The following is a 16957-nucleotide window of genomic DNA, read 5'->3' on the forward strand; positions in this document are numbered from 1 at the left end:
TTCCTATCGGATGGGCTCGGTAATAGTACCACCCGCGCGATGCAGCATATCCGGCGTATCGACGTCAAGGGCAGCCGCCTCGCCAAGCTCCACATCGATGACAGGAATATCGCCACGCTCGATCAAATGACGTGCACCAACATCACCGGCCAGACTGAATACTTCGTTGAACAAGATACGCGGCAGGATGACAGGATTGCCGCGCTTGCCTTCGAAAGTCGCCCTCACGACAGATTGACCGCCGGCACTTTGAAAACGACTGATCATGGCCTGCAGATCAGTCGGGGACAGAGCAGGCATGTCGGCCAGGAGCATCATCACGCCATCGGACGACGATGGTACGTTCCTGATCGCGGTCTGCAGCGATGAGGCCAGCCCGCTGGCGTAGTCCTTGTTGAGGGCGATCACCACATTGAGCCCATCCAGCGCCGCGCTGCATTCCTCTGCCATATGCCCGAGCACGGCGACGACAGGACGCCCACCCGCCTCGATCGCAGTCTGTGCCGAGCGGCGTATCAGCGGCACATCATCGAAAGTGGCCAGCAATTTGTTTGGCCCCATCATGCGGGTTGACTGACCGGCAGCGAGCAGAGCGATCGCAACGTCGGGCCGCGCCGCCAACGGGCGTGGATCGCGCGGCTGCGGACGCGTTGGAATTTCCATCAACAAGCCCCCGACACCCATTCCGACGATATCTGCCTTGGTTACCGGCACATTTGCCATCAGCCGGTCGAGCACCCAATCAAAGCCGTTTTCCTTGGGGCTCCTCGCGCAACCGGGAGCGCCGATCAAGGGTTTTTCATCAAGTTCGCCAAGGATCAGCAGGTTTCCCGGATCGACCGGCATGCCGATATGACTAACGTCTCCGCCGGCCTCCCTGATTGCCGCGGGAACGATATCGTCCTGATCGACCACAGCGGAGGCACCAAAGACGACGACGAAGTCATTTGCATTCTGCAATTTGCGTATCGCTTCCGCCAACGGTTTGCTCGCATGGGGCGGGCGTAGTTCGGATGTCACAACTCCATGATTGGCTGCAATCCGTGCTTCGATGACACGGCGCGTCTTGTCGAGCACTGTCGGCTTGATTGATGGCAGCGTCGTCTGGATCAAGCCAATGCGTGAGCCTGCAAAACCGCGCACTCCAAAGGCCGTGCGACCACGTGCCAACTCCGCGATCCTGTCAATTACAGACACAGGGACTGCAAAAGGAATGATCTTGATGGTCGCAACCATCTGCTGCTGCTCAACCCTGTCGAATGCTTTCAACGTGGCGATCGTCACGGAAGGATCGACCGCATTGATGGCATTGATCAAGTCAGCATCCACCATGAAAAGCCCCGCCGTTTCGGCATAGCAATTGACCCTGCCGGTCGATGCTGGCCCCGCTTGCACGCACGACCATCTCAATGCTGCAGTTATTCGTTTGGCCGCTTCGTTCTCTTCGAGATCAGCGTCTTGCAAGCGCGCTGCAATAACGTGGGTCACGCCTGCTTCGCGCAATTGCTCAAGGTCAGCTTCGTTGAGGACATGTCCCTTTTTCAGCTTCAGGTTCGCTGTATGGGTCGAGTGCGCAAGTATCGCGCCAAGCGCGTCCTTGAGAGGGATTTCACCAAAGATCATGCTGTCTTTTCCAGATGCCGCGCGGTTTGGAGTCCTCTCGCGCGAAATGCCTTGATCACCTCGGCCATAACTGCAACGGCGATCTCAGCGGGGCTGGCAGCACCGATATCAAGGCCGATAGGCGAATGAATCAAAGCGATTTCATCCTCGCTGAACCCCAGCGCCTTGAGCCGCTCAACACGCTTTGCATGGGTCTTGCGGCTGCCCAGCGCGCCGACGTAAAAGCATCCCGCTTGTAGAGCCCGCTCCAGCGCCTGATCATCGATTTTCGGGTCATGCGTGACGACAGCAACCGCCGTATAGGGATCAAGTGGTCGCTGCTCGAGTATATCCTGCGGCCATTCTGCAAAGAGTTTGATATCCGGGAAGCGCTCCGGCGTGGCAAACGCCGTACGCGGATCGATAATTTCCATATCGTATCCAGCAATCTTTGCCATCGGAGCCAAGGCCTGGCTGATGTGCACAGCACCAATCACCACCAGACGCGGCGGCGGCACGTGGACATTCAGGAAGAACGATCGGCCCTCAATCTCGACGAGGCTCGATTTTCCTGACAGGAACGCCTGCCTGACCGCATCGCCCAGCAGACCGGCAACCGGATCGCCCTCCTTGATCACGCGGTCACGCCCGTCGCCAAGATCGGTCAGCAACAATGCCGCACGGCGGGCTTGCCGTTCTGCATTGAGTTTCTTCAGACAATAGGGATCCATGCTCAGCCCAGCCGTTCGACATAGACTTTGATACGTCCGCCGCAGGACAGACCGACCTGCCAGGCGGTTTCGTCGGCGACGCCGAATTCAAGCATCCGCGGGGTGCCCTGGCTGATCACATCCATGGCTTCGGCAATGACCGAACCTTCAACACACCCGCCAGAAACCGAACCCTCGAAATTGCCCGCCTCGTCGATCACAAGATGGCTGCCGACGGGACGCGGTGCCGATCCCCAGGTTTCCACGACTGTGGCAATAGCCACGTCACGGCCCTCCGCCATCCAGCTCTCGGCGATCAGCAGTGGATCGCGTATTTGTTTAGTAGGATTTTGCATTGTACGACAGTACCACAAACTTCAATATTGGTGCAACCAGCGCTTCGGATCGTCATCGTTGCCGCGCGGTCGGCTGAGCGCCCGGCACAGATCCTCCAAAGCATTCATATTGTGCACAGCACGGAAGTCGTCAACGTAGGGTAACATTGCTTTTACACCACGGGCACGTGGCTCAAAACCTTCAAATCGGAGTAAGGGATTGAGCCAGATCAGCCGGCGGCAAGATTTCGATAGCCGCTCCATCTCCGCTTCCAGGCCGCTCGTATTCTCGCGCTCCAGTCCGTCGGTGATGAGCAGCACTACCGCACCCTGGCTGAGAACGCGTCTCGACCAATGACGATTGAATTCCCGCAAGGTTTCGCCAATGCGTGTACCGCCTGACCAGTCCTGTACAGCACCCGTACAATGGGCGATCGCATCATCCGGATCACGATAGCGCAGGGACCGCGTGATGTTGCTCAGCCGCGTGCCAAAGACGAAGCAATGAACCCGGCGACGCTTGGCCATCATCGCATGCATGAAATGCAGGAAAATGCGGGTGTATTGGCTCATTGAACCCGAAATATCGGCAAGCACGACCAATGGCGGATGCACTTCGCGACGCGAGCGAAATTTCGGTAAAATGAGATCACCACCGGTCCGCAGGCTCGCACGCATCATCGCTCTCGGATCGATACGAGCGCCCTTGGGATCACTGCGGAAACGCCGCGTCTTGACTTCATCGACGGGCAGCGTCAGTTCATCCATCGCCCGGCGCGCCTGGCTGAGTTCTTCGGCCGACATCTGGGCAAAGTCCTTGGTCCGCAGCACTTCCTTACCGGAAAATGTCAAACGTGCGTCCACATCGATATCGGGCGGGGATTCTCCCGGCTGGTTGCGCGAGCTTTCCTTGAACAGCGCTTCGGCGACGCGAGCTTCGGCAGCCCTTGCCTTCGATCGTTCGCGCGCCAAGGCAACGGGCGAGAACATGGCCAGCATTTTCTCGATCAGCTCGCGGGAGCGCCAATAAAGCCGGAACGCCTCATCGAATGTCGCATGATCCTCGCGGCGGTTGACGAGCACACTGTGCAATGTCCAATAAAAATCATCCCGAGAGCCGATACCACCGGCCAAAACCGCCTCTATCGCGTCCCTGACGGAAGCCGGGCCAACCCGCAACCCGGCCTTTCGCAAGGCGCGGGCAAAATAGACGATATTGTCCGCAAGGCGGCTTTCCGTCCTTGCTATCTCGGGTGATGAGGCGAATGTTTCCATGTTACGCCGCGTTCAGTTCGGCCTTGACCTCATCGAGTATTCGCCGCCCCTCGCCGCCGGAAATCCTGGCTATATCATCCTGATATTTGAGCAAAACGCCGATCGTGTCGGATACGGTTTCCGGATCCAGTGCCAACTTGTCCATTTCGGTCAAGGCCCCCGCCCAGTCGATCGTTTCGGCGACACCCGGTAGCTTGAACAGATCCATATCACGCAATTTCTGCACGTACCGGACGATTTCATCCGACAGGCGTTCATTGGCTGCAGGGACTTTGCGGCGGACGATCTCAAGCTCCCGTTCAGCGGAGGGATAGTCTACCCAATGGTAGAGACACCGGCGTTTCAGTGCGTCGTGGATCTCGCGAGTCCGATTGGTCGTTATGATGACGATTGGTGGTTCGGCAGCACGGATTGTTCCAAGTTCCGGAATCGTGACCTGATAGTCCGACAGCACTTCGAGCAGGAAGGCTTCAAAGGCTTCATCGGTTCGATCAAGTTCGTCGATAAGAAAAACCGGGGCCTTACCCGGTTTACCCGACAGCGCTTGGAGGACTGGCCGCCTGATAAGGAATTTCTCTGAAAAAACATTGCGCTCTATAGCTTTCTTATCAACCTTGCCACTCGCTTCATCGAGACGAATCTCGATCATCTGCGCTGCATAGTTCCATTCATAAACAGCAGAAGAAACGTCGAGCCCTTCATAGCATTGCAGGCGGATCAGCGGCCGGTCGAGCGTCGCCGCGAGTACTTTGGCGATCTCAGTCTTGCCGACGCCCGCCTCGCCTTCCAGAAACAATGGCCTCTTCATTCGCAAGCTGAGGAACAGCACCGTCGCCAACGCACGGTCCGCGACATATCCGCCAGCCTCGAGCAGAGCCAGCGTATCTTCGATCGATTGCGGCAGTTCAGCCATGACGTCTCCGGCGCTAGTCTCCCGAACTGTGATAGGAGCGGTTGAGATAGATCAATGAACGGCCCGGATCGCCCATATTGAGGGCGGTGACCTTGCCATAGATCACATAATGCGTTGCGACTTCGTGCGTTGCAATGATGCGGCAATCGAAGCTTGCCAAAGCGTTGGTGAGCACTGGTGCACCGGTTTGCAGTGTCTGCCAATGTCCTAGCGCAAACCTGTCCGGCTGGGACAGATCGCCCTTGCCGGAAAAGGCTTCGGAAAGCGCCTGCTGTTGGAACGACAGCGTATTCAGTGCAAAAACCTGATTTTCGATGAACAGGTGATTGAAATCATGATTGCGGTTGAGACACACGAGCATCGTCGCCGGATTGTCAGAAACCGAGCATACTGCCGAAATTGTAACGCCGCGGCGGCCTGCCGGACCATCGGTGGTAAGGATATGAACCGCCTCGGCAAAATGGCTCATGGCATTGCGAAATGCGAGCGGCTCTATTTTCTGATCTTTGGCAATTAGCACTATTCTATTTCCGTTGTCCGAACCATCACTATCGCAACATGTGTCTCAACCATAGGGGCAGGTCATATTTTCCGATAACTTCCTTTTATATAGCGCGAGATTGCTAAGAATGAAGGAAACAGCTACCGAAAACGTGCAACTACTACCCATCAAAGAGGAAACGACATTTTCGCAATGAACCCCACAATACGCGCCGCAACATTTGGCCTTTGCATAGCTGTCGCAAGTGTCGCACATGCGGAAGACAAGATTGGTGTTATCGCGCCGCTTTCCGGTCCCTTTGCGCGCCTTGGAACGCAAGTTGTCGATGGTGCGACGATTGCGGTGGCTGCGAACAAGAGCGGCCAGGCGGTGTCAATTACAACCGCCGATGACCAATGCAGTGCGGCAGGCGGCGACGCGGCGGCAAAGCAGCTGGTCCAGGCAGATGTTGCGATAGTCATTGGCTTTCTCTGCACTGAATCGCTCGAAGCCGCCCTGCCTATCCTCAATCAAAAGGGCATTCCAGTCATCACTCCGGCAATACGGGCGCAAACACTGACCGAGCTGCGCGCCGATCAGCCTTATCCGGTCTTCAGGACCGCGCCATCCGGCCGCAATGAGGCCAACGAAACCGGTGATATCCTTGCCGGGCTGTGGCGCTCGGAACCGTTTGCCATCATCGATGACGGCACGATCTTCGGACGTGAACTTGCGGCAGGAGTGCGGGCCCGTCTGGAGGAAAAAGGCCTGAAACCGGTCTTTGCCGATACGTACCGTCCCGGCCTCGACAATCAGAATGCACTGGTCAGCCGGCTGAAACGCGCAGGCGCCACACAAGTTTTCGTTGGTGGTGAACGCGACGATGTTGCGGCCATAGGGCGAAGCGCCGCGGCGCTAAACTATGCACTTGTCATTGCCAGTGGCGAGGCTCTTGAGGCGGCAGGCGATGGCAGTGCGCTCGCCGTCGGCACATTGATGATCGCACCACGCGAGCCACAAACTCTGGAGAGTGCCCGAAACGCCAAGAATACGATCGAGTTGGCCGGAAAAGTTCCGGAAGGCTATACGATACCGGCTTATGCTGCGACCGAAGTGGCAATGCAGGCGTTAACCACCGCGCAATCACAGGCAGGATCCCTGCAGGAGATTCTGCGCACCAATGTCTTTGAAACTGCTCTTGGCACCATACAATTCGATGCCAAAGGCGAGCGTATCGCCGATACTTACCGCCTGCAGAAATTTGATGGAAATCAATTCGTTCTGGAGACCAACTGATGTTGAAGGCCGGTCCACGCAACCTCATCACTGACGTCGCTGGATTAAAAGTCGGGAACGCTTCCGACAGCAAGCTCAAATCCGGCTGTACAGTCTTGTTATGCGAGAACCCGGCAACCGCGGCAGTCAAGGTGCTCGGCGGTGCGCCGGGTACGCGCGAAACCGACCTTCTCGAGCCCCACAACACGGTTGAGCAGGTCAACGCGCTGGTTTTATCGGGCGGATCGGCATTCGGTTTGGATGCCGGGTCGGGCGTTCAGGCCGCCCTTCGGGAAGAGGGCATTGGTTTTGAAGTCGGAACACAGCGTGTTCCAATCGTTCCGGGCGCCGTTCTCTTCGATTTGCTGAACGGCGGCGACAAGGACTGGGGCCGTTACCCGCCCTATCGTGAGCTCGGCTATGAAGCAACGCAGTCGGCATCGAGTGATTTCACGCTTGGGACCGTGGGCGCCGGGACAGGAGCAACTGTCAAAGGGTTGAAGGGCGGGCTGGGCTCAGCCTCGTCGGTCCTCGAAAGTGGCGTGACCATCGGCGCCCTCGTCGCGGTCAACGCGCTTGGTATGGTAACCGTAGGAAAAAGCAGGCATTTCTGGGCTGCGCCTTTCGAAATAGGCAATGAATTCGGGGGACTTGGCCTGCCGCACCCTTTTCCTGCCGATGCCGCCGAAATCGGCACCAAGTTCAGCGACGCGGCGCGGGATGCCAACACGACAATAGGGGTCATCGCTACCGATCTGATCCTTACGAGCGCTCAGGCCAAGCGCTTGGCCATCGCCGCCCATGATGGTTACTCCCGCGCAGTCTGGCCGGCACACACGCCTTTTGACGGTGATCTGGTGTTCGCCCTCGCCACCGGAACCAGCGGCAGAACGCCAGAAATTGCTGAATTTATTGACCTTTGTGCCGCGGCGGCCTCAACAATGGCGCGCGCCATAGCACGAGGCGTTCATGCCGCTACGCCTGCGGATAACGATCCCTTTCCGGTCTGGCGATCACTTCGCTGAACAGTTTCGATTGTGCGATACAGCCGCGCGTGATAACCGGCGCCCACAGAATTTCTACCGGAGACAGATCATGAGCCGTCCGCTCGTCATATCACCTTCCATTTTGGCCTCGGATTTTTCGAAACTCGGCTCGGAAGTAAACTCGGTTTTGCAGGCAGGCGCCGACTGGATCCATATCGACGTGATGGACGGACATTTCGTCCCGAACATCACCTTTGGTCCGGAAGTGGTAAAGGCCATCCGGCCGCTGACGGACGCGGTTTTCGATACGCACTTGATGATATCGCCCTGCGACCCCTATCTCGAGGCTTTCGCCAAGGCGGGTTCGGACATCATCACCGTCCACGCGGAAGCTGGACCGCATCTGCACCGCTCGCTCCAGGCCATTCGGGCGCTCGGCAAGAAGGCTGGCGTTGCCATCAATCCCGCGACACCAGAATCCGCCATCGAATACGTGCTGAACGATGTGGATCTCATCCTCGTCATGACCGTCAATCCCGGTTTTGGCGGGCAGAAATTCATTGCCGAAGCGCTGGAAAAGATCAAGAAAATCAAGGCGATGATCGGTGACAGGCCTATTGACCTCGAGGTCGATGGCGGCATTACCCCTGAAACGGCTGCGCTAGCAGTACGTGCTGGCGCCAATGCGCTGGTCGCCGGGTCCGCTATTTACAAAGGCGGAAGCGAAGCCGCCTATAGGTCCAACATTGACCTCATCCGCAGTTCAATCCGCCAAGGATCACAATGATATTCCGCCGCGTTTTTCTTAGCCTTGTCGTTGCGTCTTCGCCAGCCGCGGCACGGGCCGGAGACGCCGCAAAGCTTGATATCATTGGGTTTTCCAAGGATGGCGGCATATTTGCCTTCGAAGAATATGGCGTCCAGGACGGCTCTGGCTTCCCCTATGCCAACCGGTTCTATATCGACACGGCAACCGACAAGTTTCTGGCCAAAACGCCGGTTCGGGTCAGGCTAGACGACGAAAATTCGTCACTGGAAAACGCCCGTGACAAGGTGGGCCGCGATGCACAAGGCGTGACATCGCTCAGCGATGAAGAATTGCGCGCCAATGCCGGCAATGCGGTAGCGTCGAACCCTGTCACGGAGCTTTCGGCTGATCCGTTCAAGGTCAAAATCAACCCGCGATTCGTATTTCCCGCGATTGATCCCGCGCTGACTATACAGCTTGAAGAGATCGCCGTCCCGCCGAGTGAAACCTGTCAAAACCTGAGTGAAATCAAAGGCTTCCGCCTGACACTGCTTGAAGACAAGACTGACGCCAAGCCCGAAATGCTCCACGAAGACGCCTCCGTTCCTGCCAGTCGCGGCTGTCCGCTCGGCTATAGTATTGGCGCGGTCCAGACCCTATATCCGGACGGCGGAAAACCGGTAATCGCGGTCATGATTGCAGTGCGCGGAACGGGATTCGAAGGCCCGGACTATCGCTGGCTGGCAGTTACCAGGCAGCGCTAGACGCATCCATGGCAAAAAGTCGCCAAATGGCGCGTTGAGTGATCGGCCTAGCTCTGATAGACCGCGTTTAAAGCCTAAAAGGACAGGAAAACACATGATCCCGCGCTATTCGCGTCCCGAAATGGTCGCCATCTGGTCTCCGGAAACGAAATTCCGCATCTGGTTCGAAATCGAGGCGCATGCCTGCGACGCGCTGGCGGAGCTTGGCGTCATCCCGAAGGAAGCGGCCAAAACCATCTGGGAAAAGGGCGGTGCAGCCACTTTCGACATCGAGCGCATCGACGAGATCGAGCGCGAGACCAAGCACGATGTCATTGCTTTCCTTACACATTTAGCCGAAATCGTTGGCCCTGACGCACGTTTCGTACATCAGGGCATGACCTCGTCGGACGTGCTCGACACCTGTTTCAATGTGCAGTTGATGCGCGCCAGCGATATCCTTCTGAGCGATCTGGACAGACTTTTGGCGGCGCTGAAAAAGCGGGCTTTCGAACATAAGGATACGGTCACCATCGGCCGCAGCCATGGCATCCACGCCGAACCGACTACCTTCGGCGTCAAGCTGGCGCAGGCCTATGCCGAGTTCGAACGCTGCCGTCATCGGCTCGTCGCCGCACGCGCGGAGATTGCAACCTGTGCTATCTCCGGCGCTGTCGGCACCTTCGCCAATATTGATCCGCGCGTGGAAGAACATGTCGCCAAGGCATTGGGAATGCAGGCAGAACAGGTTTCGACGCAGGTGATCCCGCGTGATCGTCATGCCATGTACTTTGCAACCCTTGGTGTTATCGCATCGTCGGTCGAGCGCCTCTCCGTCGAGATCCGCCATCTGCAGCGCACCGAGGTTCTGGAGGCGGAAGAGTATTTTTCGCCCGGCCAAAAGGGCTCATCGGCCATGCCGCACAAGCGCAACCCGGTGCTGACCGAAAACATGACCGGGCTCGCCCGCATGGTCCGCGCTTTTGCGCTGCCAGCGATGGAAAATGTCGCCCTGTGGCACGAACGCGATATTTCGCACTCTTCGGTCGAGCGCATGATCGGCCCTGACGCGACGATTACCCTGGATTTTGCACTGGCGCGTATGGTCGGCGTCATCGAAAAGCTGTTGGTCTATCCGGATAACATGTTGAAAAACATGAACAAGTTCCGCGGATTGATCCACTCGCAGCGGGTGCTTCTGGCACTGACGCAGGCTGGCGTTTCCCGCGAGGATTCCTACCGTCTGGTGCAGCGCAACGCCATGAAAGTGTGGGAGCACGGGGCCGATTTCCTCGAAGAGCTGCTCGCCGACGCCGATGTTCGCGCTGCCCTGCCCGAAGCGACGATCCGGGAGAAGTTCGACCTTGGCTATCACACCAAACACGTCGATACGATCTTCAAGCGCGTGTTTGGCTCAACTGGCAGCAACTAAATTAAAGCCCCAGGTTGATAAAAGCATTCCGGATTCGAGGATTCTTGCATAGGAATTGAACATTCCTGAATGTGAATCGGACGAAGTTGCGCAATTCACCCGCCCAAATAGCGGTTGCATCGGGTGAAACAGCTGAAAACCGCCAGTAGGAACGGGATGGTTCGGGAAATTAATTGAACGAGCGTTCGATTAATTTTTCCGGGATTTTGCGTGCTGACGTTGTGATTGGTTGAAACGCCGTAACGGCGGGTACGGAAGGGTTTTGGTGCGTGGTTCGACAAGCTCACCATGAGGAGGGTGAGTTGATTGCAGGGAGCCGATTTCTGCAACTTTGGCGATTATCATTACAGCCACAACCTCCCTCATGGCGAGCTTGTCGAACCACGCACAGTGGCACACCAACCCAGAGTGCGTAAGCTCCCACTAACCCTTTTCCGGCACAATCCTGATGACATTGCCCCAGGGGTCAACGATCTCGCGTTCCTCTTTGGCATCGGCGGAGCTGAACTCGGCCCAGGCCAATCCGGAGCGGTCATTGTCGCGGCGCCCTGCCCCGCGGCTTTGCCAGGAGTTGGCGGCGACGTGGTGATGGTAACCGCCGGTTGACATAAACACCGCGCTTCCGCCAAACCCGGCAACCGTCTGCAACCCGAGCTCATTCTGCCACCAGCTTTCGGCCTCTTTGGCGTTGCCGACGCGCAGGTGCAGATGGCCAACCATCGTCCCGTCCGGCGCCATGTCGAAAGGTACCTCGTTGCCCGGTTCGCCCAGCAGATTGCCGACATCCAGCGCCTCGGTACCCATCTGCACGGATGAGCCGTTCCACTTCCAGCTTTCATGCGGACGGTCGGCATAAATTTCAACGCCGTTGCCTTCCGGATCGGTCAGATAGATCGCCTCGCTGACCAGATGGTCGGAAGCGCCGACGATCGGCGTGCGCTTGTCAATTGCCCGCCGGGCCCAGCGGGCGAGATCGGCACGCGCCGGCAAGAGAAAAGCGGTGTGATAAAGGCCAGCGCTTTGCGGATCATCCGCGCGAACAGCAGAGGCCTGCTCTATCTCGAGCAGCGGCGTTTCGCCTGCACCCAGAATGACCGACTGGCCCTTGCGCGAAATCTCGCGCAGGCCGACAACGTCCTCATAATATTTCGCCAGCGCATCGGCATCCCTGGCTTTGATGCCAACCTTTGACACATGGGTCGGCGCCGTTGCTGCAAAGGAAATCTTGTCCATTTTTGTCTCCGCGCGGGTACTTCCCGTCGATACAGCAAGGGCGGCAGCGCCAACAACTACATTCCGGCGCGTGAGCTTCATACTCATCCCCTCGCAACACATCAGTTTCGTTATCGGTAAGGTCGGATTTATCGAGGCCCGAAACAAGCCCGGCACGAGCGAACAGCTTGTTCACAAATACTGAACCAAGTGATGGCCATTGTTTACAGCACAACGTCCCCCATGGTGAGCTTGTCGAACCACGCAAAACGCCGGTGCGTGGTTCGACAAGCTCACCATGAGGGAGGTAGGGGCGGTAGGGAGCCATCACTCTACCGGGTAAGGCCCCTCGGTGAAGCTCCGGGCATGATAGCCTTTTGTGCCGATCAGGCGGGCCAATGGGCTGCGTGTGTCCTCGCCGCGAGCCAGCCGCCCGATCAGATACCTGAAATCATATTCCGGCTGCCAGCCGAGTTCTGTCCGCGCGCGCTCATTGACGTAGACGCGATCAATGCTCGGCAGCATTTTCCAGCCGCGGCGCGCAAACTCTGCCGCGTATTCGGGCACACGGCGCTGCACGGCACGCGGGGCATCGGTGCGCAGATCGGCCAGATCGTCTGGCGTAAACGGCGTCGTCGCACTGATGATATAACGGCGAAAGCCGAGTGCCGGCGCTTTTTCGGCAGCCAGAAGATGCGCGCTGACGATGTCCTCGATATCCACCCGGCGATAAAGAAACTCATTCAGCTTGATGTTTTCATCGGCAAAGCCGCTTCGCACGTCCTTGTCGTCGTCCTCTTCCGGGAAAAACCGTGACGTGCGCAACACCATCGTCGCCAACCGCTGGTTGCGATGAAACAGCTGGCAAAGGTCTTCAGCCGCCGCTTTGGTCACCCCATAGATGTTCTTCGGGACAGGTCGCACATTCTCGGTGATCCAGGCGGCAGGCGCAGCTTCGGGTGGCACCAGCGCATCGCCAAAGACACTCGTCGTACTGGTATAGATGAAGGATTTGACGCCCGCCGCCACCGCTTCTTCCAGAAGGTTCAAGGTGCCGGTGATATTGGTATCAACGAAATCCTGCCGCATGTGCGTGCCGACATGCGGCTTGTGCAGCGTGGCCGCATGGAAGACGGTCTCGATACCCGCCATGCAGCGTTTGACGAAAGGCCCGTCGGCTATAGAACCGACATGGGTGGTGAACGGTCCTGCCGCGAGATCGAGCCCCGCGACCTCGCGACCTCTGGCCTGCAATGTGCGCACCAGCGCCTCGCCCAGATGGCCGGAGCTGCCTGTCACCAATATCGTCATGATAACGTCATTCCTCCCAGAACTGGAATCGGATGAAGGTTAGCATTGGGGACGATCGGGAGTGAAGGGTGGATGTCGAGGCCTTGTAGCCGTCCAGACTTCGCGGCGGAGCGGCCTTACTATCGCCAGACAGCGGGTATTGCATCATGGCATCTTTGAGTTTACGGCCTAAAATGAGTGCCAGTCTCACGCGGCGAGGGTAATATTATGAACGACTTTTATGTCGGACAGAAAGTCGTTTGTATCGACGACAAATTCAAGAATGTCAGCATCGATCAAATCATCCGAAAAGGCCAGATCTACACCATCCGCTGGATTGGCATGTACCAGCACTACGTCGATGGCGAATTCGTCGGCATCAAGGTCGAGGAGATCCACCGTGGCAATGATGATGGCCCCGAGGGTTACGGTGCGGCCGACATGCCTTATCGCGCGTCCCGCTTTCGTCCATTGGTGAAAGACAAGATTGGCCAATTGCGAAAGCTGTTGACCCCCAAGCCGGACGAACCGGATGAACCGGCGAAGAAAACCCCGGTGAAAAAGAAGGAGAAGGTCTGAATTCTGGGGCAGCCAACGCGTCGAGAATTGCGTCGGCGACGTTATGACGTTTCGCATTAATTCGCTATTCCTGCCCGGTTGGCCCGTGGATATCAGACCAAAGTATAACTCAGGCAAACCAGCGCATGATGGAGCATCCATCTCTGTCTCGCTACTGTGATCGTGGGTCGACATTGCTATTGCGTACTCACGACCGCTCCTTGTGAGCTTACATCTGACGAAGGATTGAAGCCGTGGATAAGATGGATACGCTTTGGTTAATGCTTTTTCTGATGGGCTCGGTGAGTATCGTCGCCCTTACATTCACGACCAGCGAAATATTTGCCCTGTATTGAGCTCGAACCTGCGGACTGCAACACGAGGGCTACAACTTGGCCCTATAAATCGGCGAGCCGCCTGGACACGCATTCAGCAAGCCAGGCAACAGCCACTCCAGGAAATACAGTCATCAAGGTGCGATAGACCCAGCGTTCAACAGCTCAAGCGTTGCCGTTCGGCGATGACGGCACGACTGGACGGTTCACGTCAGGTTTCTGCGCCGTGCCAACTCTGCCTCGCTCGGATGTTCGGATGCGAACGAGCCGGTCACGACCTCGCCCGCGCGCACGTATTTGTTGATTGTGACGCCGGTGTCCGAGACCTTTGACGAAACAAGTTTCAGCGCCCCGGGAAAAGCGTTGCCGCTGAACAGCTTCTTGCCCTTCCCCAATATGAGCGGAAACATGAAAATGTTGATCTCGTCGATCAGGTCATTTTTGAACAGGGTTTGCAGGAAATCGGTGGAGCCCTGAGTCAACAGATCCGGCCCCTGCCCGCTTTTCAGCTTCGTGACTGCCGCGACCACGTCCGGGCCCAGGGTCTGGCTGTTCTGCCAGTCGAGCTTCAGGTCTGGATTGCGGGTCGCGACATATTTGTTGACGCGGTCGAATAACGGACCGATCGGATGGCCGGCGTCGACATACGGCCAATAGGCGGCAAAAATGTCGTAGGTTTTGCGGCCGAGCAGAAGATCGAAAGGCTTGGCAAACATCTCGCCCACCGCCTCTTCCCCTGCCTTGTCAAAATAAGGGGCAACCCAGCCGCCATATTTGAAGTCGCCTGTAGGGTCTTCGTCCGGCCCACCTGGTGCCTGCATGATGCCGTCGAGGCTTACAAAAGCACCAGTAATGATCTTTCTCATGTGTAGTCTCCTTCAACGCAGCCGTTATGCATTAAAGACGTTCGCCAGTGGCATTTGCCGACAGCGCCGAGAAAAATTGTGCGTTCGTGCACCGCCACGCAGGACCGCAAGGTCTGTAACGCGTTCGGAAGCGGCATATTGCGCACCACCGCCATTTTTCCTAAATACGGCGCATGAAAGTCAAAGATACCGATATTATCATCGTTCCCGGCTATACCAATTCCGGCCCCGATCACTGGCAGACGCGCTGGGAGACAAAGCTTTCCACCGCGCGCCGCGTCGAGCAGGCGGAGTGGACGAAACCTGTGCGCGAGGACTGGGTGGCTGAGGTGGTCAAGGCGATCGACGCCGCGACGCGCCCGGTAGTCGTGGTCGCGCATTCGCTTGGCGTGCCGACCTTCATCCATGCTATTCCTGAGATCGGCGACAAGGTCAAAGGCGCGTTTCTGGTAACGCCGCCGGATGTTTCCAACCCGAAAATCCGGCCGAAACATCTGATGACCTTCGGCCCCTATCCGCTGGAGCCGTTCACATTTCCATCCATCGTCGTCGCCAGCCGCAATGATCATTATTGCTCCTACGAGGTTGCAGACGAACTCGCCGCATCATGGGGTTCGATGATCATCGATGCCGGTGACAGCGGCCATCTCAATTCGGAATCCGGCCACGGCCCCTGGCCGGAGGGTTCGATGGTTTTTGCAAAGTTTCTCTCGCAACTTTGATACGTTGGCTTAGCTGACGGACCCGAAAAGCGATGTCTTCCTTGATCTCTGCGGGCATTGCTATAGGCTCGACCGAAGCAGTGTCTGCGGACAGCAAAAACTGCGCTTAATGGAGGAACCACCAATGAAACTCTACTCGCGGCCGCTATCCCCCTATTCCTCCATCATCCGCTGCATCGCCTATTACAAACAAGCTCCCATCAAGATTGTCGCGCCGCCTTCGGGATTTCCGATCCCGGAAGACTTCCGCGCAATTTCACCGTTCAACCGCATACCGGTGCTGATCACCGGCTCAGGCCTCACCATCGTCGAAGCCTCCGTGATCGCCGAATATCTGGAAGAGCATTTCCCTGAACCATCGCTGCTACCGGCCGATTCCCGCGACCGCGCCATCGTGCGCATGACCGCCCGCACGGCCGAACTAGAAGTGCTGGCGCCTGTTATGGAACTTTTCGAGCTGTTCTTCAGGAAGTCGAAGGATGATGCACGCATCAGCAAGCTGTTCAAGCAGATGGAAATCGGCCTGACAGAGATCGAAAAGCGCATTGGCAACGGGCCTTTCGCGCTGGGCGATCAGATGACGCTGGCCGACGCCTGGCTGACACCGACGCGTTTCGTCTTCAACAATTTCCGTGTCATCTCCGGCCGCGAGGACCTGCTCGATCTCTACCCGAAATTCGATGCCCTTCAGCAACTGATTATTCAGGATCCGGTGCTATCGCTCGTCTGGTATGAAATGACCGACGGGCTCATAGTGTTCCAGGGTGAACTCGAGTCCGCTTAAATTCCAGACCGGAGAATACGCATGAAGACGCCGACGATCGCAATCGCCGTAATAATTTCGCTTGGCGTCCTTGCCGGTTGTCAATCGAAAGGCAAGCCCGGACCCGGTTCTCTGGCCTTCGCATCGGAAAAAGCCGCGCTGCCCACGATGGAGCGCGTGGCGATCGCCGCCAATAATTGCTGGTTCAAATCGGGCGATTCAAGTTTCAAGCCGTACCGTCTTGCGCCGGAATTGAATTCCTATTCGGGACGCCCGCGCATCCTCGTCGTCCCGGCAAGCAATCCGGGTGGACGCCCGCTTCTCGTCGTGCATGCGGAAGGCAACCCGGCGAAGGTCGAAGCCTTCGGTCCGCTCATGAGCAATTCCGCCGGCAATCGTATCGCCGGAGACGTGCGGCGGTGGGCAGGCGGGCAGGCATCGTGCTCGGCCAGCGGATGAAAATGACTGAGGCCGTGCGCAGTCGCGCCGGCCTCGTCACCTCAGGAATAATACCTTTCGAGATCCGCTTCCACGTGATCGCGTGTCAAGCCGAGGTCTTTCAACCCGTCATCACCGAGCGATCCAAGCTCCAGTCTCGTCCGGCGCTTCACGGCTGCATTTTCCAGCCAACGCACCGCGCGAGTAAGCAAGTCGTATTGAAATGCTGGTACCAGGCCGAACCTGCCAGGATCTATGTAGATAGGACCCATA

The 16957-nt window shown here is 57.4% G+C and carries 19 protein-coding genes; 9 read left to right on the top strand and 10 right to left on the bottom strand.

The window, feature by feature from the left end; all coding sequences use genetic code 11:
- Positions 1 to 3: 3 nt before the first annotated feature.
- Genes FHS21_RS24680 through FHS21_RS24705 form a run of 6 tightly spaced genes read right to left on the bottom strand, consistent with a single transcriptional unit; the run spans position 4 to position 5304 of the window.
- Positions 4 to 1623 (bottom strand): NTP transferase domain-containing protein, encoded by a 1620-nt coding sequence (locus tag FHS21_RS24680; protein ID WP_183664596.1) that lies wholly within the window; start codon positions 1621 to 1623, stop codon positions 4 to 6.
- Complete coding sequence (locus FHS21_RS24685; RefSeq protein WP_112528328.1) at positions 1620 to 2333, bottom strand: XdhC family protein; 714 nt, start codon at positions 2331 to 2333, stop codon at positions 1620 to 1622. Before FHS21_RS24685 ends, FHS21_RS24680 begins: the two co-directional genes overlap by 4 nt.
- A 2-nt stretch (positions 2334 to 2335) precedes the next feature.
- Positions 2336 to 2668 (bottom strand): XdhC family protein, encoded by a 333-nt coding sequence (locus FHS21_RS24690; protein WP_112528330.1) that lies wholly within the window; start codon positions 2666 to 2668, stop codon positions 2336 to 2338.
- Positions 2669 to 2689: 21 nt separating this feature from the next.
- Positions 2690 to 3922 (bottom strand): vWA domain-containing protein, encoded by a 1233-nt coding sequence (locus FHS21_RS24695; RefSeq protein WP_112528332.1) that lies wholly within the window; start codon positions 3920 to 3922, stop codon positions 2690 to 2692.
- Between the two features lies 1 nt (position 3923).
- Complete coding sequence (locus tag FHS21_RS24700; protein WP_112528334.1) at positions 3924 to 4835, bottom strand: AAA family ATPase; 912 nt, start codon at positions 4833 to 4835, stop codon at positions 3924 to 3926.
- 13 nt (positions 4836 to 4848) lie between these two features.
- On the bottom strand, positions 4849 to 5304 hold the full coding sequence (locus FHS21_RS24705) for a flavin reductase (protein ID WP_112528807.1): 456 nt from the start codon (positions 5302 to 5304) through the stop codon (positions 4849 to 4851).
- Positions 5305 to 5529: 225 nt separating this feature from the next.
- Here FHS21_RS24705 and FHS21_RS24710 point away from each other — a divergent pair, with 225 nt between their 5' ends.
- From FHS21_RS24710 to purB, 5 genes are all read left to right on the top strand, one after another.
- On the top strand, positions 5530 to 6612 hold the full coding sequence (locus FHS21_RS24710) for a branched-chain amino acid ABC transporter substrate-binding protein (RefSeq protein ID WP_112528336.1): 1083 nt from the start codon (positions 5530 to 5532) through the stop codon (positions 6610 to 6612).
- Positions 6612 to 7616 (top strand): P1 family peptidase, encoded by a 1005-nt coding sequence (locus FHS21_RS24715; RefSeq protein ID WP_112528338.1) that lies wholly within the window; start codon positions 6612 to 6614, stop codon positions 7614 to 7616. Before FHS21_RS24710 ends, FHS21_RS24715 begins: the two co-directional genes overlap by 1 nt.
- 70 nt (positions 7617 to 7686) lie before the next feature.
- Positions 7687 to 8364, top strand: coding sequence for a ribulose-phosphate 3-epimerase (rpe, locus tag FHS21_RS24720; protein WP_112528340.1), 678 nt, complete (start codon positions 7687 to 7689; stop codon positions 8362 to 8364).
- Positions 8361 to 9089, top strand: coding sequence for a DUF2259 domain-containing protein (locus FHS21_RS24725; protein ID WP_183664598.1), 729 nt, complete (start codon positions 8361 to 8363; stop codon positions 9087 to 9089). Before rpe ends, FHS21_RS24725 begins: the two co-directional genes overlap by 4 nt.
- Positions 9090 to 9183: 94 nt before the next feature.
- Positions 9184 to 10500, top strand: a complete 1317-nt coding sequence (gene purB, locus FHS21_RS24730) for an adenylosuccinate lyase (RefSeq protein WP_183664600.1) — start codon at positions 9184 to 9186, stop codon at positions 10498 to 10500.
- 423 nt (positions 10501 to 10923) lie between these two features.
- On the opposite strand, the gene FHS21_RS24735 is transcribed toward purB, so the two are convergent.
- Positions 10924 to 11733, bottom strand: a complete 810-nt coding sequence (locus FHS21_RS24735) for a VOC family protein (RefSeq protein WP_246411198.1) — start codon at positions 11731 to 11733, stop codon at positions 10924 to 10926.
- 306 nt (positions 11734 to 12039) lie between these two features.
- Positions 12040 to 13023: an NAD-dependent epimerase/dehydratase family protein gene (locus tag FHS21_RS24740; protein WP_112528348.1), complete on the bottom strand. Its 984-nt coding sequence runs from the start codon at positions 13021 to 13023 to the stop codon at positions 12040 to 12042.
- A 204-nt stretch (positions 13024 to 13227) separates the two neighbouring features.
- Here FHS21_RS24740 and FHS21_RS24745 point away from each other — a divergent pair, with 204 nt between their 5' ends.
- Complete coding sequence (locus tag FHS21_RS24745; RefSeq protein WP_112528809.1) at positions 13228 to 13581, top strand: CAP-Gly domain protein; 354 nt, start codon at positions 13228 to 13230, stop codon at positions 13579 to 13581.
- Positions 13582 to 14101: 520 nt separating this feature from the next.
- Here FHS21_RS24745 and FHS21_RS24750 read toward each other — a convergent pair.
- Positions 14102 to 14761: a dihydrofolate reductase family protein gene (locus tag FHS21_RS24750; RefSeq protein ID WP_112528350.1), complete on the bottom strand. Its 660-nt coding sequence runs from the start codon at positions 14759 to 14761 to the stop codon at positions 14102 to 14104.
- Positions 14762 to 14934: 173 nt separating this feature from the next.
- Here FHS21_RS24750 and FHS21_RS24755 point away from each other — a divergent pair, with 173 nt between their 5' ends.
- From FHS21_RS24755 to FHS21_RS24765, 3 genes are all read left to right on the top strand, one after another.
- Positions 14935 to 15483 carry an RBBP9/YdeN family alpha/beta hydrolase gene (locus tag FHS21_RS24755; protein WP_112528352.1) on the top strand — a complete coding sequence of 183 codons (549 nt, stop codon included), beginning with the start codon at positions 14935 to 14937 and terminating at the stop codon, positions 15481 to 15483.
- Between the two features lie 124 nt (positions 15484 to 15607).
- Positions 15608 to 16267 (top strand): glutathione S-transferase family protein, encoded by a 660-nt coding sequence (locus FHS21_RS24760; RefSeq protein WP_112528353.1) that lies wholly within the window; start codon positions 15608 to 15610, stop codon positions 16265 to 16267.
- Positions 16268 to 16288: 21 nt separating this feature from the next.
- Complete coding sequence (locus tag FHS21_RS24765) at positions 16289 to 16705, top strand: hypothetical protein (protein ID WP_112528355.1); 417 nt, start codon at positions 16289 to 16291, stop codon at positions 16703 to 16705.
- Positions 16706 to 16746: 41 nt separating this feature from the next.
- Here FHS21_RS24765 and FHS21_RS24770 read toward each other — a convergent pair whose 3' ends face one another.
- Complete coding sequence (locus FHS21_RS24770; RefSeq protein ID WP_112528357.1) at positions 16747 to 16956, bottom strand: DUF1127 domain-containing protein; 210 nt, start codon at positions 16954 to 16956, stop codon at positions 16747 to 16749.
- Between the last annotated feature and the right edge of the window lies 1 nt (position 16957).

Origin of the sequence: Phyllobacterium trifolii (assembly GCF_014192095.1) — a bacterium.
GTDB lineage: Bacteria > Pseudomonadota > Alphaproteobacteria > Rhizobiales > Rhizobiaceae > Phyllobacterium > Phyllobacterium trifolii.